18 protein-coding genes and 1 pseudogene are annotated in these 18,755 nt (G+C 73.0%); 15 read left to right on the top strand and 4 right to left on the bottom strand.

The window, feature by feature from the left end:
* Positions 1–36 precede the first annotated feature (36 nt).
* From ACSYGN_RS07195 to ACSYGN_RS07165, 7 genes are all read left to right on the top strand, one after another.
* On the top strand, positions 37–762 hold the full coding sequence (locus tag ACSYGN_RS07195; RefSeq protein ID WP_460393020.1) for a class I SAM-dependent methyltransferase: 726 nt from the start codon (positions 37–39) through the stop codon (positions 760–762).
* A gap of 164 nt (positions 763–926) precedes the next feature.
* Positions 927–1,760 carry a M55 family metallopeptidase gene (locus ACSYGN_RS07190; RefSeq protein ID WP_460393018.1) on the top strand — a complete coding sequence of 278 codons (834 nt, stop codon included), beginning with the start codon at positions 927–929 and terminating at the stop codon, positions 1,758–1,760.
* The gene (locus ACSYGN_RS07185) at positions 1,753–3,057 is read left to right on the top strand and encodes a M20/M25/M40 family metallo-hydrolase (RefSeq protein WP_460393016.1); all 1,305 of its coding nucleotides are present in this window, start codon (positions 1,753–1,755) and stop codon (positions 3,055–3,057) included. Before ACSYGN_RS07190 ends, ACSYGN_RS07185 begins: the two co-directional genes overlap by 8 nt.
* 5 nt (positions 3,058–3,062) lie before the next feature.
* Entirely contained in the window at positions 3,063–5,114 is a 2,052-nt protein-coding gene (locus ACSYGN_RS07180) for a prolyl oligopeptidase family serine peptidase (protein WP_460393014.1), read from the top strand.
* Positions 5,111–6,037 (top strand): S66 peptidase family protein, encoded by a 927-nt coding sequence (locus tag ACSYGN_RS07175; protein WP_460393012.1) that lies wholly within the window; start codon positions 5,111–5,113, stop codon positions 6,035–6,037. Before ACSYGN_RS07180 ends, ACSYGN_RS07175 begins: the two co-directional genes overlap by 4 nt.
* A gap of 172 nt (positions 6,038–6,209) precedes the next feature.
* A complete protein-coding gene (locus tag ACSYGN_RS07170) occupies positions 6,210–6,395 on the top strand; it encodes a LapA family protein (protein ID WP_460403277.1) in 186 nt (61 codons plus the stop codon).
* A gap of 23 nt (positions 6,396–6,418) precedes the next feature.
* Positions 6,419–6,973, top strand: coding sequence for a GNAT family N-acetyltransferase (locus tag ACSYGN_RS07165; RefSeq protein WP_460393010.1), 555 nt, complete (start codon positions 6,419–6,421; stop codon positions 6,971–6,973).
* Positions 6,974–7,019: 46 nt separating this feature from the next.
* Here the strand turns inward: ACSYGN_RS07165 and ACSYGN_RS07160 are convergent, their stop codons facing one another.
* A complete protein-coding gene (locus tag ACSYGN_RS07160) occupies positions 7,020–7,367 on the bottom strand; it encodes a VOC family protein (RefSeq protein WP_460393008.1) in 348 nt (115 codons plus the stop codon).
* 105 nt (positions 7,368–7,472) lie between these two features.
* Between ACSYGN_RS07160 and ACSYGN_RS07155 the strand changes: the two genes are divergently transcribed.
* Positions 7,473–8,180 (top strand): GvpL/GvpF family gas vesicle protein, encoded by a 708-nt coding sequence (locus ACSYGN_RS07155; protein WP_460393006.1) that lies wholly within the window; start codon positions 7,473–7,475, stop codon positions 8,178–8,180.
* A 30-nt stretch (positions 8,181–8,210) separates the two neighbouring features.
* Here the strand turns inward: ACSYGN_RS07155 and ACSYGN_RS07150 are convergent, their stop codons facing one another.
* Positions 8,211–9,032, bottom strand: a complete 822-nt coding sequence (locus ACSYGN_RS07150) for a class I SAM-dependent methyltransferase (RefSeq protein WP_460393004.1) — start codon at positions 9,030–9,032, stop codon at positions 8,211–8,213.
* A 179-nt stretch (positions 9,033–9,211) separates the two neighbouring features.
* A pseudogene (locus ACSYGN_RS07145) lies at positions 9,212–9,817 on the bottom strand (phosphatase PAP2 family protein); the annotation flags it as partial.
* Between the two features lie 203 nt (positions 9,818–10,020).
* On the opposite strand from ACSYGN_RS07145, the gene ACSYGN_RS07140 reads away from it, so the two are divergent.
* The 3 genes from ACSYGN_RS07140 to ACSYGN_RS07130 all read left to right on the top strand — a co-directional run bounded on the left by ACSYGN_RS07140 (position 10,021) and on the right by ACSYGN_RS07130 (position 13,325).
* Positions 10,021–10,731: a histidine phosphatase family protein gene (locus ACSYGN_RS07140; protein WP_460403275.1), complete on the top strand. Its 711-nt coding sequence runs from the start codon at positions 10,021–10,023 to the stop codon at positions 10,729–10,731.
* A 585-nt stretch (positions 10,732–11,316) separates the two neighbouring features.
* A complete protein-coding gene (locus ACSYGN_RS07135) occupies positions 11,317–12,936 on the top strand; it encodes an ABC-F family ATP-binding cassette domain-containing protein (RefSeq protein ID WP_460393002.1) in 1,620 nt (539 codons plus the stop codon).
* A gap of 140 nt (positions 12,937–13,076) precedes the next feature.
* Positions 13,077–13,325, top strand: a complete 249-nt coding sequence (locus ACSYGN_RS07130; protein WP_460393000.1) for a DUF6158 family protein — start codon at positions 13,077–13,079, stop codon at positions 13,323–13,325.
* A 33-nt stretch (positions 13,326–13,358) separates the two neighbouring features.
* On the opposite strand, the gene ACSYGN_RS07125 is transcribed toward ACSYGN_RS07130, so the two are convergent.
* Positions 13,359–13,745 (bottom strand): DUF2795 domain-containing protein, encoded by a 387-nt coding sequence (locus ACSYGN_RS07125; RefSeq protein ID WP_460392998.1) that lies wholly within the window; start codon positions 13,743–13,745, stop codon positions 13,359–13,361.
* Positions 13,746–14,141: 396 nt separating this feature from the next.
* On the opposite strand from ACSYGN_RS07125, the gene ACSYGN_RS07120 reads away from it, so the two are divergent.
* From ACSYGN_RS07120 to ACSYGN_RS07105, 4 genes are all read left to right on the top strand, one after another.
* Positions 14,142–14,948 (top strand): SigB/SigF/SigG family RNA polymerase sigma factor, encoded by an 807-nt coding sequence (locus ACSYGN_RS07120; RefSeq protein WP_460392996.1) that lies wholly within the window; start codon positions 14,142–14,144, stop codon positions 14,946–14,948.
* Positions 14,949–15,189: 241 nt separating this feature from the next.
* Positions 15,190–16,086, top strand: coding sequence for a hypothetical protein (locus tag ACSYGN_RS07115; RefSeq protein WP_460392994.1), 897 nt, complete (start codon positions 15,190–15,192; stop codon positions 16,084–16,086).
* Between the two features lie 207 nt (positions 16,087–16,293).
* The gene (locus tag ACSYGN_RS07110; RefSeq protein WP_460392992.1) at positions 16,294–17,541 is read left to right on the top strand and encodes an aminotransferase class I/II-fold pyridoxal phosphate-dependent enzyme; all 1,248 of its coding nucleotides are present in this window, start codon (positions 16,294–16,296) and stop codon (positions 17,539–17,541) included.
* Positions 17,538–18,734, top strand: a complete 1,197-nt coding sequence (locus tag ACSYGN_RS07105) for an MBL fold metallo-hydrolase (RefSeq protein WP_460392990.1) — start codon at positions 17,538–17,540, stop codon at positions 18,732–18,734. Before ACSYGN_RS07110 ends, ACSYGN_RS07105 begins: the two co-directional genes overlap by 4 nt.
* Positions 18,735–18,755: the final 21 nt, after the last annotated feature.

Genomic DNA, 18,755 nt, shown 5'->3' with positions numbered 1-18,755 from the left:
TTGACGGATCGGCGCCGCACCCTGGGGGAGTTGGGCATGAGCGTGACGAGTCGGTACCGGGCCGCCTGGGAGGGCTTCTGGAGCGAGGCCCCGGAGGAGCAGGGGGCCGTCTTCTGGGACACCGAGCCCACCCTCACCGCCGGACCCCATCTCGCCCTCTTCGAGCCGTACCTGACGCATCCCAACCTCCCGATGGTGGACCTGGGCTGCGGCAACGGCACCCAGACCCGCTTCCTCGCCGACCGCTTCCCGCACGTCGTCGGCGCCGACATCGCCGGGGCCGCCCTCGACCGCGCCCGCCGCGCCGACCCGGCGGGGATGGCGACGTACCGGCTGCTCGACGCGGTCGACAAGACGGCCGCCCAGAATCTGCACGCCGAACTCGGCGACTCCAACGTCTATATGCGCGGGGTGCTCCACCAGGCCGAACGCGACGACCGCCAGCTCCTCGTCGACGCCATCGCGACCCTGGTCGGCGAGCACGGCCGCGCCTTCCTGCTGGAGCTCTCCGAGCACGCCCGCCCGGTGCTCGGCGGCCTCGCCGCGCGCCCCGACGGCCCTCCGCCCAAGCTGGCGCCGGTCTTCCGGCACGGCATCGCCCCCGGTGAGGTCGCCGACGACGCCGTACCCGTGTTCCTGCACGCGGCCGGGCTCACCATCCTCGCCTCCGGCGAACTCTCCCTCATCACCACCGAACGGGTGGACGACGGCACCCGCATCGAACTGCCGTCGAACTGGTGGGTCGCGGGGCGCACGAACTAGGGTCCGCAACAGTCCCCCGGTGAAGGGGGCGCACGTCCGGCAGCACGGGGCGGACGCGGGGGTGTCGCGCTCCGGGGCGTGTGCCCCGGCGGGCGGGCCGGGAGGGCAGACAGAGGGCTGCGCTTCGTAGCCGGTTGCCCCCGCACCGCGTACCGTGGCGAAGTATGAAGATCCTCATCAGTGCCGACATGGAGGGCGCCACCGGCGTGACCTGGCCCGGCGATGTGCTGCCGGGCACGCCCCAGTGGGAGCGCTGCCGCTCCATGTTCACGTCGGACGTCAACGCCGCCGTGCTCGGATTCTTCGACGGCGGCGCCGACGAGGTACTGATCAACGAGGCGCACTGGACGATGCGGAACCTGCTGCTCGAACGGCTGGACGAGCGGGTGCAGATGCTCACCGGGCGGCACAAGGCGCTGTCGATGGTAGAGGGCGTGCAGCACGGCGACGTGGACGGTATCGCCTTCATCGGCTACCACGCCGGAGCCGGTATGGAGGGCGTCCTCGCCCACACCTACCTCGCAAACTCCATCACCGGCGTCTGGGTCGACGGCGTACGGGCCAGCGAGGGTCTGCTCAACGCGCATGTCGTCGCCGAGTACGGCGTACCCGTCGTCCTCGTCACCGGCGACGACGTGGCCTGCGAGGATGCCCTGGGGTACGCGCCCGAGGCCCGCAAGGTCGCCGTCAAGGACCATGTGTCGCGCTACGCCGCCGTGTGCCGTACGCCCGCCCGCACCGCCGCCGAGATCCGCGCCGCCGCCAAGGAGGCCGCCGCGCTCGCGGTGCGGTACGAGCCCGTGCGGGGCGGCCCGTTCACCGTCGCCGTCGAGTTCGACGCCGAGCACCTCGCGGACGCCGCCACCGCCGTCCCCGGTGTCGAGAAGACCGGGGAGCGCAAGATCGCGTACACCAGCGCCACCATGTACGAGGGCATCCGGGTCTTCAAGGCGGTCACCACGATCGCCTCGTCCGCGGTGGAGGAGCAGTATGGCTGACCGGCGGGCGCTGGACGAGGTCGTCCGGTTCACCTCCGAGCTGATCCGGATCGACACCACCAACCGAGGCGGCGGCGACTGCCGGGAACGCCCGGCCGCCGAGTACGCCGCCGAGCGGCTCGCGGAGACGGGACTCGAACCCGTCATGCTGGAGCGCACCAAGGGCCGTACGAACGTCGTCGCACGCATCGCGGGCAGCGACCCCTCAGCCGACGCGCTGCTGCTGCACGGTCACCTCGACGTGGTGCCCGCACAGGCCGCCGACTGGACCGTGCACCCGTTCTCCGGGGAGGTCCGCGACGGTGTGGTGTGGGGGCGCGGCGCCGTCGACATGAAGAACATGGATGCGATGATCCTCGCCGTGGTGCGCGGCTGGGCCCGCGAGGGCGTACTGCCGCGCCGGGACATCGTGATCGCGTTCACCGCGGACGAGGAGGCCAGCGCCGTCGACGGCTCCGGGTTCCTCGCCGACAAACACCCCGAGTTGTTCGAGGGCTGCACCGAAGGCATCAGCGAATCAGGGGCGTTCACGTTCCACGACGGCGCCGGACGGCAGCTCTACCCCATCGCTGCCGGTGAACGCGGCACCGCCTGGCTGAAGCTGACCGCGCGCGGCCGGGCCGGGCACGGCTCCAAGGTCAACGGCGAGAACGCGGTCACCCGGCTCGCCGCCGCGATCACCCGCATCGGCGATTACGCATGGCCGCTCCGGCTCACCCCGACCGTGCGGGCCGCGCTCATCGAACTCGCCGCGCTCTACGGCGTCGAGCCCGACCTGACCGATGTCGACGCACTGCTGGGGAAGCTGGGCCCGGCCGCAGGGCTCGTCGAGGCGACGACCCGCAACAGCGCCAACCCGACCATGCTGGAAGCGGGTTACAAGATCAACGTCATCCCGGGCGAGGCCGTCGCCTACGTCGACGGGCGTTATCTCCCGGGCGGCGAGGAGGAGTTCAGGACAACCCTCGACCGGCTGACCGGACCCGACGTCGACTGGGAGTTCCACCACCGTGAAGTCGCCCTCCAGGCACCGCTGGACTCACCGACCTACGCCGGACTGCGCGCCGCCGTCGAGGAGTTCGCCCCCGAGGGACACGTGGTGCCGTACTGCATGTCCGGCGGCACCGACGCCAAGCAGTTCTCCCGGCTCGGCATCACCGGCTACGGGTTCACCCCGCTGAAGCTCCCCGAGGGCTTCGACTACCAGGCCCTGTTCCACGGGGTCGACGAGCGTGTCCCGGTCGGGGCACTGGAGTTCGGCGTCCGCGTCCTCGACCGTTTCCTGCGGACGGCCTAAGTGACATGGGGGAAGAAGTGCGGCAACTCGCGTACGGATCCTGGCCCTCGCCCATCGATGCGGCCCTGGCCGCCGCGCACGACGGGCACCCCGAGTATGTGGGCTTCGTCGGCGACGAGGCGTGGTGGACCGAACCGCGCCCGACCGAGGGCGGCAGGCGCACCCTGGTCAGACGGCGCGCAGACGGCACGGAGGAGTCCGTGCTGCCCGCGCCGTGGAACGTGCGCAGCCGGGTCATCGAGTACGGCGGCACGCCCTGGGCCGGGGCCGTCCTGGACGGCGAACCGGTTGTGGTGTTCACGGACTTCGCCGACCAGCGCCTGTACCGGTTCACGCCGGGCGGCGAACCCGTCCCGCTGACCCCGGTCTCGGCGGTGGGCGGCGGACTGCGCTGGGCCGAGCCGCAGCTCAGGCCGGAACGCGGCGAGGTGTGGTGCGTACTGGAGGAGTTCACGGGGGAGGGGCCGAGCGACCTGCGGCGGGTGCCGGCCGCCGTACCGCTGGACGGCTCGGCCGCCGCCGACCGCGCCGCCGTACGCGAACTCGCCCCGCAGCGGCACCGGTTCGTGACCGGGCCGCGTCTGTCCCCCGACGGGCATCAGGCCGCCTGGCTGGGCTGGGACCATCCGCGGATGCCGTGGGACGGCACCGAACTGCTGCTGGCCGAGGTCGGCGCGGACGGTGTGCTGCGTGACGCGCGCGTTGTCGCGGGCGGGGAGGCGGAGTCCGTCTGCCAGGCCGACTGGGCGGCCGACGGGAGCCTGCTGTACGCCAGTGACCGCAGCGGCTGGTGGAATCTGTACCGCGACGGGGAACCCCTCTGTCCCCGCGAGGAGGAGTTCGGCGGGGCGCTGTGGAAGCTGGGCCAGCGCTGGTTCGCGCCGCTCGACAGCGGACTCGTCGCCGTCGTGCACGGGCGCGGTGCGACCCGGCTCGGCGTGCTCGATCCGGAGAGCGGCGATGTCGTCGATGTGGGCGGCCCCTGGACCGAGTTCACCTCGACGCTCGCGGTGCGCGGGGAGCGGCTCGTCGGGGTCGGCGCCAGTCCGCGCAGCGGGTTCGAGGTCGTCGAGGTGGAGACACCGGCGTCGGGGCGCGGGGGCGGTGCGCTCGCCGGAGGGGCCCGGGTGATCGGCGCCCGGCACACCGACCCCGTGGACCCCGCGCTCTACCCCGAGCCGCAGATCCGTACCTTCGCCGGGCCCGCGGGACGGGAGATCCACGCGCACGTCTATCCGCCGCACAACCCCGGGTGCGTCGCGCCCGGCGGTGAGCTGCCGCCGTTCGTGGTGTGGGCGCACGGCGGCCCCACCGGGCGCTCCTCGCTGGTGCTGGATCTGGAGATCGCCTACTTCACCTCCCGGGGCATCGGTGTCGCCGAGGTCAACTACGGGGGATCCACCGGGTACGGGCGGGAGTACCGCAACCGGCTGCGCGAGCAGTGGGGGGTCGTGGACGTCGAGGACTGCGCGGCCGTCGCGCTCGCGCTCGCCGAGGAGGGCACCGCGGACCGGGAGCGGCTCGCCGTGCGCGGAGGCAGCGCGGGCGGCTGGACCGCCGCCGCGTCCCTCGTCGGCAGCAGTGTCAGCAGCAGTGTCGGCGGCACTGTCGGTAGTGGCCTCGGCGGTAGCGTCGGTGGCAGCGTCTACGCCTGCGGAACCATCATCTACCCGGTCCTCGACCTGGTTTCCTTCGCCTCCGGGGAGACCCACGACTTCGAATCGCAGTATGTGGAGAGCCTGGTCGGACCGCTCGACGAGGTCCTCGGCCGCTATGTCGAACGCTCGCCCGTCGAGCACGCCGACCGCGTCAGCGTGCCCTTCCTCCTGCTCCAGGGCCTCGACGACGTGATCTGCCCGCCGGCCCAGTGCGAGCGGTTCCTCTCCCGGCTCGCCGGACGGCAGGTGCCGCACGCCTACATCGCCTTCGAGGGCGAGGGCCACGGGTTCCGCCGCGCGGACACCATGGTCCGCGCCCTGGAAGCCGAACTCTCCCTGTACGCCCAGGTGTTCGGACTCAGTCAGCCGGGCCTGCCGGTGCTGGAGCTGACCAAGTGAAGCCTCTCGTACGGCCGCCCCGGCTCGCCCCCGGAGCCCGGGTGGCCGTGGTGGCGCCCAGCGGTCCGGTCGCCGGGGAACGCCTCGAAGCCGGACTCGACATCCTGCGCGGCTGGGACCTCGACCCCGTCGTGGCACCCCATGTGCTGGACCGGCACACCGAGTTCGGCTATCTCGCGGGCACCGACGCGGACCGCGCCGCCGACCTCCAGAACGCCTGGTGCGACCCGTCGGTGGCCGCCGTGCTGTGCGCCCGGGGCGGCTACGGCGCACAGCGCATGGTCGACCTGCTGGACTGGGACGCGATGCGGGCGGCCGGGCCGAAGGTGTTCACCGGCTTCAGCGACGTCACGGCGCTGCACCAGGCGTTCGCCGCCCGCCTCGGCCTGGTCACCCTGTACGGGCCCGCGGCAGCCGGCGTCGACTTCGTCAAGAACGCCCGGGCCCAGGACCATCTGCGGGCGACCCTCTTCGACCCGGAGTCCGTGCGGGTCGTCACCGCCACCGGCGGCGGCACCCTGGTGCCGGGACGGGCCAGAGGCGTCACCCTCGGCGGCTGCCTCAGCCTGCTCGCCGCAGACCTCGGCACCCCGCACGAGATCCCCGCCGCGCGGGGCGGGCTGCTGATGCTGGAGGACGTCGGCGAACTGCCGTACCGCCTCGACCGGACGCTCACCCAGCTGCTGCGCGCGGGCCGCCTCGACGGTGTGAGCGGCATCGCCCTCGGTTCCTGGGACCACTGCGGACCCTACGAGGAACTCCGCCCGCTGCTGGCCGACCGCCTCGGCGCACTCGGTGTACCCGTCGCGGAGGAGTTCGGCTTCGGGCACTGCGAGGGCGCGCTGACCCTGCCTCTCGGGGTGGGCGCCGTACTGGACGCCGAAGCGGGAACGCTGACCCTGGACGAGCCCGCGCTGGGCTGAGGACGCCCAGCGGGAAGGGGTTCATCCGTTCGCGGAGGGCAGGGGCTCACCCGTTCGGAGCAGCGCCCGGCGCGCAGCGGCGGCGGACGCGGCCCATGCTGGTCGTATGACCACGAAGTCCTCAGAGAAGCGTCGTACGGCAGACGGGCAGGGCGGTGCCTTCCGGCAGGCGATGACGCCGGGCCGGGTCGCCGCTCTGGTGCTCGCCGCCCTCGGCCTGATCTTCATCTTCGAGAACACCCACGACACCAAGATCCGGCTGCTGATCCCCGAGGTCGTGATGCCGCTGTGGTCCGCGCTCCTCATCAGCGCGATCATCGGCGTTCTGTGCGGGGGGTATTTCATGAGAAGACGCTGACAGCGTCGGCGTAGGGTGACCGAATGCCGCACGTCGCCGATCGTTATCTCGCCGAGGGACCCCGGGTGGGGATCCGGCACTTCACATATGAGGACGGGGCAGAGTTCACCGCGCGCGCCCGGGAGAGCAAGGATCTGCACCATCCCTGGCTGTTCCCGCCGGTGACCGGTGACGCCTATACCGCCTATGCCGGGCGGCTGATCGAGGACCGCACCAAGGCCGGATTCCTGGTGTGCGAGAAGGACAGCGGTGCGATCGCCGGATTCATCAACATCAACAGCATCGTCGAGGGCGCCTTCCAGTGCGGTGCGCTCGGCTACGGCGCCTTCGCGCACGCCGCCGGGCGCGGGCTGATGCGCGAGGGGCTCGGCCTGGTGATCGGCCGTGCCTTCGGGCCGATGCGGCTGCACCGGCTGGAGATCAATGTGCAGCCGCTCAACGCCGCGTCGATCGCCCTCGCCCGCAGCTGCGGCTTCCGGCTGGAGGGCTACTCACCGGACATGCTCTACATCGACGGCGCCTGGCGCGACCACGAGCGGTGGGCGCTCACCATCGAGATGTGGGCCGCCGGCAGGTGACCTACAGCCGCGGGCACCTCGGATTCCGCGGTCCAGGCACTCGTAGTCAGACTCTGCGGTCCACGTACTCGTAGACCGAACCGTCCGGGTGCATCGCCAGCAGATTGCGGCCCCCGGGGGTCGGCAGCGGGCCCGCGAGGACCCGCGCGCCGAGTTCCGTGAGCACCTGGTTGGTCTCGTCGACGTCCTTCACGGCGATCGTCGCGGCCACCTTGCGCAGCACCTCCAGCTCGGTCTCCGGGCCGCTCATCAGCAGAAAGCAGCCGACGGCGGCGGCCTGCACCCCGCCGCGCTCGAAACGGAGGGCTGTGGTGCCCGCGAGCCGTTCGTAGAAGGAGACCGCGGCCTCCAGATCGTCGACGCAGATCCGCAGCGTGGCTCCCAGAATCTCCATGCGCAAAGCCTAGGGCCCGGGCCCCGGCCACGTGATCGATTCGACCGCCGTCGACAGGGCAGTCGTAACAGGTGTCGACTGGTGGGAGCCGGTGAGGAGACAGCCATGATCGGATTTCGGTACGTCTACGCCATGTGCCGACCCTTCGCCTCGCCCCTCCAGGCCCAGCTGACCGGCCTGGCGGGCGCACCGCCCCGGCTGCTGGGCCATCACGGGCTGGTCGCCGTCGTCAGTACGGTGCCGGAGAGCGACTTCGCCGCGGAGCCGCTGCGCGTGCACCTCGCCGACCCCGTGTGGCGTGCCGAGACCGCGCGGGCCCACCAGGTCGTGATCGACGCGCTCACCACCGTCACCACACCCCTGCCGCTCCGGCTCGGCACCGTCTTCCGCGACGACAGCGGTGTACGCACCATGATCGAGGCCCGCGAGGACGACTTCCGGCGCACCCTGGACCGGCTGGAGGGGCGGGTGCAATGGAGCGTGAAGGCGTACGCCGGGGATCCGGCGGGCGGGTCGCAGGCCGCGGAGTCGTCCGCGGCCCGGCTGCACGAGCTGCTGTCCGCCCATGCCGAGGACGCCCGGATGCGGCACAGCGGTGAGGGCGGGGCGAGCGTGCTCGACGCCGTGTATCTGGTGCCCCGGGCGCAGGCCGAGGAGTTCGTGGAGCTGGTGGAGCGGGCGGGCGGTGGTACAGGTGGTACGGCGGGATCGCGGGAGTGGCCTGAGCTGCCTGAGCTGCCTGAGCTGGCGGGTCTCCGGGTCGAGCTCAGCGGGCCCTCGGCGGCCTACTCGTTCGCGGGGGTGTATCTGTGATCGGTACGGCTCTCGGCGTGCCCGCCGGGTTCAGCGCGGCTTGCGGCACAGGAGCTCGCCGTGCAGGACGCTGAACCAGCCGTCCTCCCGCTTCCCCCACTCCCGCCACGCCTCGGCGACCGCCGCCAGCTGCTCCGGGGTGGCGTGGCCGCCCTCCGTGGCGCGCTCCGCGTACGACGAAGCCACGGTGCGCTCCGCCCACAGCCCGCTCCACCAGGCCCGCTCCTCCCCGGACGAGAAGGTCCAGGTGCTGGAGGACGCCGTGACGTCGCTGAGCCCTGCCGCCAGCGCCCAGGACTTCAGCCGCCGCCCGGCGTCCGGCTCGCCGCCGTTGGCGCGGGCCACCCGCCGGTACAGGTCCAGCCAGTCGGTCATCCCCGGAATCTCCGGGTACCAGGTCATCGCCGCGTAGTCCGCGTCACGCACGGCGACGAGACCGCCGGGCTTGGTCACCCGCAGCATCTCGCGCAGCGCCCGCACCGGATCACCCACATGCTGGAGCACCTGGTGGGCGTGGACCACGCAGAACGTGGCGTCTGGGAAGTCCAGCGCGTGCACGTCGGCGACCGCGAAGTCCACGTTCACCAGGCCCCGTTCGGCGGCCACGGTACGCGCCCTGTCCAGCACGCCGGGCTCGCGGTCGACACCGGTGACATGCCCGTCCGGGACCAGGGCCGCGAGATCGGCGGTGATGGTGCCCGGGCCGCAGCCGATGTCCAGGATCTTCATATGGGGCTTGAGCGAACCGAGCAGATAGGCCGCCGAGTTGGCAGCGGTGCGTGAGAGGTGCGACCGCAGCACCGACTCGTGGTGCCCGTGCGTGTAGACGGCGGTCTCCCGTGCTTCCGGCACGACCGTGCCCCTTCCCGTCGGCCCCGCTGCTCCGTGCGGCTTCGTCGGTCACGCTACGCGCGAATGCCGGATAGTGAGATCTGCGTTCTGGGATATGGACTGACGGTGTGTCAGTGCATGCCGGTCTCTTGCTCGGCCGCTCGTCAGTCGTTCGGGAGCGGACGGTAGACCGACAGGGTCTGCGGCGGGGCGGGCGGTGCGCCCTGGGGCCTGGTCGGCACCATGCCTCGTACGGCGAAGGCGGCTCCCACGCCCAGCGCCGCGCCCGCGAGCACATCGCTCGGGAAGTGCACACCGGTGTAGACACGGGACGCCGCCACCGAGAACGCGACCGGCGCCACCACCGCGCCCCAGGCCGGTGACTCCAGGGCGATCCCGGTCGCGAAGGCCGCCGCGGACGCGGCGTGACCGGACGGGAACGACGTGGTGACGGGCTGGCGCGACAGATGCCGGGCGGTCGGCACCTGGTGCAGCAGCGGCCGGGGGCGGCGTACGGAGCGCTTGCCGAGGGTGTTGATGGTGAGGGAGGCCAGGCTCAGGGAGACAAGGCCGCGGGTCGCCGCCCGACGGGCCCGCGGGGTGCGGCTGGCGGCCATCACGGCCGCGGTGGCGAACCACAGCTTCCCGTGGTTGGCGGCGTGGCTCAGCCTCGGCAGGACGGGCCCGGCGCCCGGCCAGTGGCGCTCGGCGGCCAGCTGGAAGATCCGGAGGTCCAGGTTGAGCAGCCGGTTGCGCAGCGGGTGCCGGCCGGGCGGGAGGACGGTGAGATCGACGTCTGGGCTCATGCCGGGACGGGTACCCTGAAGTGGCCGTGTGCCGACCTGCGGACCGGGTGAACGTTGCCGGACCGGTGGGGAGCGGCGACCGGCGACCGCCGAACGACCACGACCGATGTCCGACGACCGACGTGACACGTCCGATGTGTCCGATGACCGGTCCGACCGAAGCGACCGGTCCGACCGGTCCGAGCGAGAGGAAATCCACCCGAGTGCGCCTGCTCCTCATCCGTCACGGCCAGACCACCGCGAACGAAGCCGGCCTCCTGGACACCGCCATACCCGGCGCCGACCTGACCGAACTCGGCGAACGCCAGGCCATGGCCCTGCCGGAGGCCCTCAGCGACGAGGACATCGAGGCCGTCTACGCCTCCGTGCTGGTCCGCACCCAGCGCACCGCCGCCCCGCTGGCCGCGGCCCGGGGCCTCGACGTGATCGTGCGCGACGGCATCCGCGAGCTGTCCGCGGGTGACCTGGAGATGCTGCCCGGCGACTCGCCACGCGGCGAGGAGTACATGCGCGTGGTGTTCGCCTGGGCGGCCGGGGACACGGGACTGCGGATGCCGGGCGCGGAGAGCGGTACGGAGGCGCTTGCTCGCTACGACGCGGTGGTCGCCGAAGCGGCGGCGAGCGGAGCGGGGACGGTCGCCATGGTCAGCCATGGTGCCGCCATCCGGATGTGGACGGCCGCTCGCGCCGACAACGTCGATGTGCCCTTCGCCGCGGCGCACCCCCTGCGCAACACCGGGGTGGTCGTCCTGGAGGGCTCTCCGACCGACGGCTGGAAGGCGCTGTCCTGGGCGGGCGAGACGGTCACGCCCTCCGGCGGGGACGGCCCGACGGGGATGCCTGTCCGCCCGCTGTCCGACTCGTCGTTGCGGGTCTCTGAGGCGGCGGAGCCGGGGGCAGGGCCGACGGAGTAGCCGTTTCGGCGGCGCGGACGAACCTCTGCCAGCCCTTAGGGGCGGCCCCGCACCTATTTCGCCCCCGCCGCCCTTACCTATTCCCGTCCCCAGGGGCTCCGCCCCTCCCGACCCCCACCGGGGGCTGCGCCCCTCGACCCCAGTGGGGGACTGCGCCCCCAGTCCCCCGACGGGGCTGCGCCCCAGTCCCCCGACGGGGCTGCGCCCCAGTCCCCCGACGGGGCTGCGCCCCAGTCCCCCGACGGGCTCCGCCCGTCGACCCCACCGAGGGCTCCGCCGCCGGCTCCCGACGGGGCTCCGCCCCTGCGCCTCGGTGGGAGCGAGTGGTTGCGCGTGGACCGGGGGCTGCGCCCCATGGGCCCCGGTGGGGCTGGGGGCGGGGGCGGAGCCCCCGTTGGGGTTCGAGGGGCGTAGCCCCTCGGGGACGGGAACGGGTAGGGGCGGCGGGGGCGATTCAGCCGGGGTGTGCCCCGCGCCGCGCCCGCGGCCGATCGGGGCGGAAGGAGCCCGGCGCCCGGAGCGGGTCCCGCCCGGCCGGGATAACGGTTTGCCCGCGCCCGGCAGCAGGTTCCAGAATGCGTGCCCATGGGACATCTGGAGGCCGCGCATCTCGAGTACTACCTGCCCGACGGGAGGGCGCTGCTCGGGGACGTGTCCTTCCGGGTCGGCGAAGGGGCCGTCGTGGCGCTCGTCGGGCCCAACGGCGCGGGCAAGACGACCCTGCTGCGGCTGCTGTCCGGCGAGCTGAAGCCGCACGGCGGCACCGTCGCCGTCGGCGGCGGGCTCGGGGTGATGCGCCAGTTCGTGGGATCCGTACGGGACGAGACGACCGTACGGGACCTGCTGGTGTCCGTCGCCCCGCCCCGCATCCGGGAGGCCGCGCAGGCCGTCGACCGTGCCGAGCACGCCATCATGACCGTCGACGACGAGGCCGCCCAGCTGCGGTACGCGCAAGCCCTCGCCGACTGGGCCGAGGCACGCGGCTACGAGGCCGAGACCCTGTGGGACATGTGCACCACGGCCGCGCTCGGCGTGCCCTACGAGCGGGCCCAGTGGCGCGAGGTGCGCACCCTGTCCGGCGGTGAGCAGAAGCGGCTCGTGCTGGAGGCGCTGCTGCGCGGCACCGACGAGGTGCTGCTGCTCGACGAGCCCGACAACTACCTCGACGTACCCGGCAAACGCTGGCTCGAGGATCGGCTCCAGGAGACCCGCAAGACCGTGCTGTTCGTCTCCCACGACCGTGAACTCCTCGCCCGTGCCGCCCAGAAGATCGTCTCCGTCGAGCCCTCGCCCGCCGGTGCGGACGCCTGGGTGCACGGCGGCGGCTTCGCCACCTACCACGACGCCCGACGTGAACGCTTCGCCCGCTTCGAGGAGCTGCGCAAGCGCTGGGAGGAGAAGCACGCCCAACTGAAGAAGCTGGTACTGACACTCCGTCAAGCGGCCGAGAACAGCCACGAGATGGCGTCCCGCTACCGCGCCGCCCAGACCAGGCTGCGCAAGTTCGAGGAGGCCGGACCGCCCCCGGAACCGCCGCGTGAGCAGGACATCAGGATGCGCCTGAAAGGCGGCCGCACCGGCGTGCGCGCCGTCACCTGCGGGGCGCTCGAACTCACCGGCCTGATGAAGCCGTTCGACCTGGAGGTCTTCTACGGCGAACGGGTCGCCGTGCTCGGCTCCAACGGCTCCGGCAAGTCGCACTTCCTGCGGCTGCTCGCCGGCGACGGCGTGGCGCACACCGGGCGGTGGAAGCTCGGGGCGCGCGTGGTGCCCGGCCACTTCGCACAGACCCACGCACACCCCGAACTCCTCGGCCGCACCCTTCTCGACATCCTCTGGAAGGAGCACGCCCAGGACCGCGGCGCCGCCATGTCCCGGCTGCGCCGCTACGAGCTGACCCAGCAGGCGGAGCAGAACTTCGAGCGGCTCTCCGGCGGCCAGCAGGCCCGCTTCCAGATCCTGCTGCTGGAGCTCCAGGGCGTCACCGCGCTGCTGCTCGACGAGCCGACCGACAACCTCGACCTGGAGTCCGCGGAAGCCCTCCAGGACGGTCTGGAGGCGTTCGAGGGCACGGTCCTCGCGGTCACCCACGACCGCTGGTTCGCCCGCTCCTTCGACCGCTACCTGGTGTTCGGCGCCGACGGCCGGGTCCGCGAGACCTCGGAGCCGGTGTGGGACGAACGCCGCGTCGAACGCGCCCGCTGACCCGGCCCGCCGGACGGGCCGTGGTGCCGGCTGTCGTCCGCCGTCGTACACCTCCGTGCACACGGAGGGCCCGGGTGGCGGATTGTTCGTACAGTGGAGGCGGAAGCGCACGGAACGGACACGACGAGCGGGGCACCACCATGACCGGAGTCGACCCCAGCCGGCTGGACGACCAGCAGCTCATGAAAGAGCTGGAGAACATCCACCGGACGCGCCACGACACACTGCTCTACGGCTCGAACGAGGCCCTGCGGACCCACAACGAGCGCATGGCCCAGCTGGAGGGCGAGTATCTGCGGCGCAACCCGCGCCGCCTCATCGCTGCGTCCCGCACCCGCGAGGGCGCCCGGGAACGCCGGTCGGGGGAGTCGGTCAGCCCGCGCCCGTAACGCCTCCCGGGCACGGGCCGGTGGGGTGATGAGCTACGTCCCGCGCGCGGCGATCACCGCTTCGGCCAGTTCCTGCGCGTTGCCGTAGCGGGTCCGGCGCGGCAGCGGCTCCAGCGCCTCGACCAGCGTGTCGGGCGCGTTCTCGCTGCGCAGGGCGCGCATCAGATCGGCGGGGCCAGCGGGGAAGGCGCCACGGCCGAGGATCCGGCCCAGTTCCAGCCGTACCTCCTCCATCGAAGCCCGGCTCGACCGGCCCGGCACCACAGGCCCGCGCCAGACCTCCGGGTCGTCCTCGGCCGCCGGTTCCGGATCGTGCCACTCCGCGGTGCGGGTGGGGTGGCGCGACCTCATCAGTTCCTTCAGCTCATGCTTCATCTCGTCGTCCCGGTGGACGCTCAGCCGGTTGCTCCCTCGCTGCATGTCTTCTGTCCCTCCACCTGGTCGTCCGGTTGCTTGATCGGTTCGTCGGTTCGTCGGTTCGTCGGTTCGTCGGTTCGTCGGTTCGTCGTGGGAGGGTCGCGTACCCCGGCAGCGCGCACCGACACGGGTTCATGGAAGGCGGAGTGCCGGGTGGCCGGGCATCGGCAGCGCTTCGCTCCGGATTTCCGGAATCCGAATTCCGGAAAATTTCGCCGGTATGCGTTTGTCCGATACGGCCCGGGGCAAGGGGAGAATCAGTGCTTCGGACCGGAGGCACGTCCGTGGGATCGCCTCCAGGCCTCCCGGGCTGGCGCATACGCCTCCGGCGACTTCGGGGCGTGCGCTCCCACGGTGACCGTTCCAGCCAGAGCACCTGTGAGGGAGCTACGAGCCATCATGGCCGAGCCAGCGACTGCCCCCCACCGCACCACCCGCCACCCCCATGACGACGCCCCCGACACGGCGGAGGAGTTCCGCAGGCTGGCCGTCCTCCCCCAGGGCCGGGAGCGCGACCACCTCCGTGACGAACTGTTCGAGGCATGGCTGCCCATGGCCGAACGGCTCGCGGGGCGTTTCCGCAGCCGCGGCGAGAGCTACGAGGACCTGCGCCAGGTGGCGGCCCTCGGCCTCGTCAAGGCCATCGACCGGTACGACCCCGAGCGCGCCAACGCCTTCGAGAGCTACGCCGTACCCACCATCACCGGCGAGATCAAGCGGCACTTTCGCGATCACCTGTGGACCCTGCACGTGCCCCGCCGCGTCCAGGACCTGCGCAACAGGGTGCGGCTCGCCTGTCAGGAACTGTCGGCCTCGACACCGGGCCGACAGCCGGACGTGCCCGAGATCGCCGCTCACGCGCACCTGAGCGAGGACGAGGTACGGTCCGGTCTGGAGGCCCTGGACAGCTTCAGCACGCTGTCCCTTGACGCTGAGCTGCCGGGCAGCGAGGACGGGTACTCCCTTGGCGACGCCCTCGGCTCGTCCGATACCGCGCTCGACGTCGTCGTCGACCGCGAGGCGGTCAAACCCCGGCTCGCTGCCCTCCCGGAGCGTGAACGGACCATCCTCTACATGCGGTTCTTCGGGGACATGACGCAGAGCCGGATAGCCGAGCAACTGGGTATCTCGCAGATGCACGTGTCCCGGCTGATCAGCCGGTGCTGCGACCGGCTGCGCGACCAGGTGATGCGGGACGCGGCCTGAGCCTCTCCCGGGGCCCGGGGCCCGGGGCCCAGGGCCCCGAGCCGTGGGTCGCGGGGCAGGGGTGCGTTTCACCCGGAAGGACGGCGTGTGTCCCGCGAATGGGGTCCGGCCGCGCGCGGCGCGCGGTCGTACGGGCTGTGATGGCCGAGGGAGCACGCGTTGCGTCCGGCGCACGCGTCGCGCCCGCCGCCTTCCGTCCGTGGAGGTCCGTCGGAGGTCCGTCGACCGAGGAGTACCGCTCATGCACCGCACTGCCCGTGCCCTGTCCGTCGCCGTCCTGGCCGGTGCCGTGCTCGGCGGCGGTACGCCGGCCGCGTTCGCGGATCCCTCGGCGGAGGTGAGCCCCGGCACGGCCGAGGCGGGCGGCAATGTCTCCGTCTCCGTGTCCTGCGATCCGGTCGGTACGGCGCCCGAGACCCTCGACGCCACCTCGGAGGCGTTCGACCCCGGCACCGTCCGGCTGACGCATCTGCCCGCCGCCGACGACGCCGTCTCCGGGCCTCAGTACCAGGGCACGGCCCGGCTCACCGCGGCGGCCGGTGACAGCGGCGCAGGGAACGGGGACGGGGCGAGCACGGGCTCCGGCGACGGAACGGACACGGTCGGTCCGGACACCGTGCCGGAGCCGGCCGGCTCGGGCGCGGCCGGTACGGACGCGGTCACCACCGACGGCGTCGTCGGCGGCCCCGCCTGGACCGTGGGCGGCACCTGCCCCGCGGCCCCCGGCGAGCAGGGACAGCCCTGGAGCACGACGTTCACGGTGGGGAGAGGGACCCACCAGACCGCCGGAGATACAGGCGGCACAGGCGGTACAGGTGACACGGGCGGCACCGGCGCCCTCTGCCCCAGGCCCCAGCCCAGGGCGGACGCCGTCGTGCCCCGGCCCACCCCGACCCTCGCCCCCGACCACGACTCCTGCGTCCCGACGCCCCCGCCGGCCGATGTCTCCACCACCGCCCCCACCCATCACCACCCCACCTCGACACCCGCCCCCGTCCAGCGCGGTGTGGAGGCGGGCGCGGGAGGCTCCCTCACCCCGTCCGTGCCCGCCCTCGCCACCGGCGCCGCCCTGATCGCGGCGGCGCTCGGCGGCGCCGTGTACCGGCTGCGCCGCAAGGGCCTGCGCCGACACGGCTGACCGGTCCGCGCCACCGGCGCCCCACGGGCTCCGGGGCCGCCGGGATCGCAGGGACCGCCGGGACCGTCGTACGCCGCGCGCCCTGCGCCCGCCACCGGCACCCTGGAACCCACCGGACGCCGCACACGCGGGCACCCGGGGACGGCGATCGCGGCTCGGCTCGGCACGGCACGGCACGGCACCGCACCCACGACGGCGGGAGGCACCATGCGGCGGACGGATCCGGAAGGTCACGGCCCCGTCCGTTACGGGCCGCGGTTCCCCGGCGACGGGCTCCCCGTTCTGCCCGAGCTGGCCGAGGCCCTCGCCGCCGTCGCCCGGCGGGCCGAGGAGCAGCCCGTCGGCGGGGACCTGGTGCTGCGCGAGGCGGCGTGCGGGTACTGGGAGCGGCGCGGGCTGCCCGCCGCGGCAGACCGTGTCGCGGCCGCGCCCGGCGCCCCCACCCTGCTGGTCGCGCTGACCGCGGCGCTCGGCGGTGACGTCCTGGTGCCCCGGCCGTGCGCCGCCTGGTGGGCGCCCTACGCGCGGCTGCTGGGCAGGCCCGTGTTCCATGTGGCGACGACGGCCGAGTCGGGCGGGGTCCCCGACCCGTACGCGCTGCTGGAGACCGTGCGCCGGGTGCGCGCCGAGGGCGGCGACCCGCGGCTGCTGGTGCTGTCCGTCGCCGACGACCCGACCGGCACCGTGGCCCCGCCGGAACTGCTGCACGAGACGCTGGAGGCCGCCGCAGGGGAGGGGCTGCACCTCATCAGCGACGAGACCTGGCGCGACACCGTGCACCGGCCCCACGACACGGTGCTGCTCAGCCCCGCCGAGATGCTGCCCGACCGGGTCACCGTCGTCGCCGACCTGGCCGGTGCCCTGTTGCCGCCCGGCTGGCCGGCCGCCGTGGTGCGCCTCCCGGCGGGCGAGGCGGGAGACGGCCTCCACGCGCGCGTGCTCGACGTCCTCACCGCACTCGGCGCGCGGGTCGCGGAACCGGTCGCCGTGGCCGCCGGGTACGCGCTCGGCGAGCCCGGGCCCGTGGTCGCGCGCCGTACGGCGGCCGTACGGCTGCACGCGCGCGTGGCCGCCGCCGCGCACACCGCCGTCGTCGCCGCGGGCGCGCTCGCCCGGCCGCCGCAGGCGGGGCGTCATCTCTACGTCGATCTGGGCCCGTTGCGCTCCGCGCTCACCGCGCACGGCGTCGGTGACGCTCAGGAGCTGGAGGACTTCCTGACCGCCCGTCTGGGCATGCCCGCACCGGGCGGCCACCGGTTCGGTGACGACCTCGCCGAACCGCGCGTACGGCTCGCCACGGGACCGCTGCTCGGTGGCACCGGCGAGGAAGGCAAGGAATGCCTCACCTCACCCTCGCCGTTGGAACTGCCACACGTGCAACGTGCGTTGAACCATCTGAGGTCGGTCTTCGACGATCTCCGTGACGACGCTCAGCGATGGGAGTCTCCTCGATGACGCAGCAGTCCGAGTCGCCCACCACCACGACGACCACGGCCCCCGCCACGACCACCGCCACCGCCACGACCACCGCCTCGACGACGACAACGACGACAAGGACGACAGGGACGACAGGGACGACAAGGACACCTACGACCGCTACGAAGACCGTGATCACGGCTACCACGCCCCCGGCAGCCACGGCTGGCGCCACGACTTCGATCCTCGCGCCCTCCGTCCCGCCGCTCGCCGAGCCCCGGCCGCTCTGGGAGCGGCGCTTCTGGCCGCGGGCCTTCCACGACCGGCTGACCGCACCGCTGCCCGGCATCAAGGCGTTCGCCCGCTTCGCCCGTGAGGGCTCCGTGCGCCCCGGCCGCGACGGCCTCGCCGACATCCCGCTGCTGCCCTACGAGCCCGCCCCGCTGCCCGGTGTCGGTGCGCGCACGATTGCTGTCTCCTGGGCGGGGCACGCCAGTTGGGTGGTGCGCATCGGCGGGCTGACCGTCCTGACCGACCCCGTCTGGTCCCAGCGCATCCTCGGTACCCCCGCCCGTATCACGCCCGTCGGCATCGCCTGGAGCGATCTGCCGCGGATCGACGCCGTCGTCATCAGCCACAACCACTTCGACCATCTGGACGCCCCCACCCTGCGCCGACTCCCGCACGACACACCGGTGTTCGTGCCTGCCGGGCTCGCAGGCTGGTTCCGGTACCGCCGGTTCACCCGTGTCACCGAGCTGGACTGGTGGGAGGCGGCCGAACTCGGCGGTGTGCGTTTCGACTTCGTGCCCGCGCACCACTGGTCCAAGCGCACCCTCACCGACACCTGCCGCAGTCTGTGGGGCGGCTGGGTGCTCACCGACCCGGAGGGCCGGCGCCTGTACTTCGCGGGCGACACGGGCTACGGCCACTGGTTCTCCCGTATCGGCAGCCGCTATCCCGGTATCGACCTCGCCCTGCTGCCCATCGGCGCGTACGACCCGCGCTGGTGGCTCAGCGACGTCCACTGCAACCCGGAGGAGGCGGTGCGGGCCGCCCAGGATCTCGGGGTGCGGCGGATGGCGCCCATGCACTGGGGCACCTTCGTCCTCTCCGCCGAGCCCGTCCTGGAGCCGCTGCTCAGAGTCCGGGCCGCCTGGGAGCGGGCGGGGCTGGAGCGGGAGGACCTGTGGGACTTGCCGGTGGGCGGGTCGGCGGTGCTGTCCGTCTGAACCGTCGCGTCCTACGACAGG

The organism is Streptomyces sp. YIM S03343 (assembly GCF_054729195.1).
Note: the sequence above shows the minus strand (reverse complement) of the source record. Positions and strands in the feature narration are given on the sequence as shown.

Excerpts from the sequence above, each read along its gene's own strand:
- ACSYGN_RS07195 (WP_460393020.1), top strand. The coding sequence starts at position 37 with ATGAGCGTGACGAGTCGGTACCGGGCCGCCTGGGAGGGCTTCTGGAGC.
- ACSYGN_RS07190 (WP_460393018.1), top strand. The coding sequence starts at position 927 with ATGAAGATCCTCATCAGTGCCGACATGGAGGGCGCCACCGGCGTGACC.
- ACSYGN_RS07185 (WP_460393016.1), top strand. The coding sequence starts at position 1,753 with ATGGCTGACCGGCGGGCGCTGGACGAGGTCGTCCGGTTCACCTCCGAG.
- ACSYGN_RS07180 (WP_460393014.1), top strand. The coding sequence starts at position 3,063 with ATGGGGGAAGAAGTGCGGCAACTCGCGTACGGATCCTGGCCCTCGCCC.
- ACSYGN_RS07170 (WP_460403277.1), top strand. The coding sequence starts at position 6,210 with ATGACGCCGGGCCGGGTCGCCGCTCTGGTGCTCGCCGCCCTCGGCCTG.
- ACSYGN_RS07165 (WP_460393010.1), top strand. The coding sequence starts at position 6,419 with ATGCCGCACGTCGCCGATCGTTATCTCGCCGAGGGACCCCGGGTGGGG.
- ACSYGN_RS07160 (WP_460393008.1), bottom strand. The coding sequence starts at position 7,367 with ATGGAGATTCTGGGAGCCACGCTGCGGATCTGCGTCGACGATCTGGAG.
- ACSYGN_RS07155 (WP_460393006.1), top strand. The coding sequence starts at position 7,473 with ATGATCGGATTTCGGTACGTCTACGCCATGTGCCGACCCTTCGCCTCG.
- ACSYGN_RS07135 (WP_460393002.1), top strand. The coding sequence starts at position 11,317 with ATGGGACATCTGGAGGCCGCGCATCTCGAGTACTACCTGCCCGACGGG.
- ACSYGN_RS07130 (WP_460393000.1), top strand. The coding sequence starts at position 13,077 with ATGACCGGAGTCGACCCCAGCCGGCTGGACGACCAGCAGCTCATGAAA.
- ACSYGN_RS07125 (WP_460392998.1), bottom strand. The coding sequence starts at position 13,745 with ATGCAGCGAGGGAGCAACCGGCTGAGCGTCCACCGGGACGACGAGATG.
- ACSYGN_RS07120 (WP_460392996.1), top strand. The coding sequence starts at position 14,142 with ATGGCCGAGCCAGCGACTGCCCCCCACCGCACCACCCGCCACCCCCAT.
- ACSYGN_RS07115 (WP_460392994.1), top strand. The coding sequence starts at position 15,190 with ATGCACCGCACTGCCCGTGCCCTGTCCGTCGCCGTCCTGGCCGGTGCC.
- ACSYGN_RS07110 (WP_460392992.1), top strand. The coding sequence starts at position 16,294 with ATGCGGCGGACGGATCCGGAAGGTCACGGCCCCGTCCGTTACGGGCCG.
- ACSYGN_RS07105 (WP_460392990.1), top strand. The coding sequence starts at position 17,538 with ATGACGCAGCAGTCCGAGTCGCCCACCACCACGACGACCACGGCCCCC.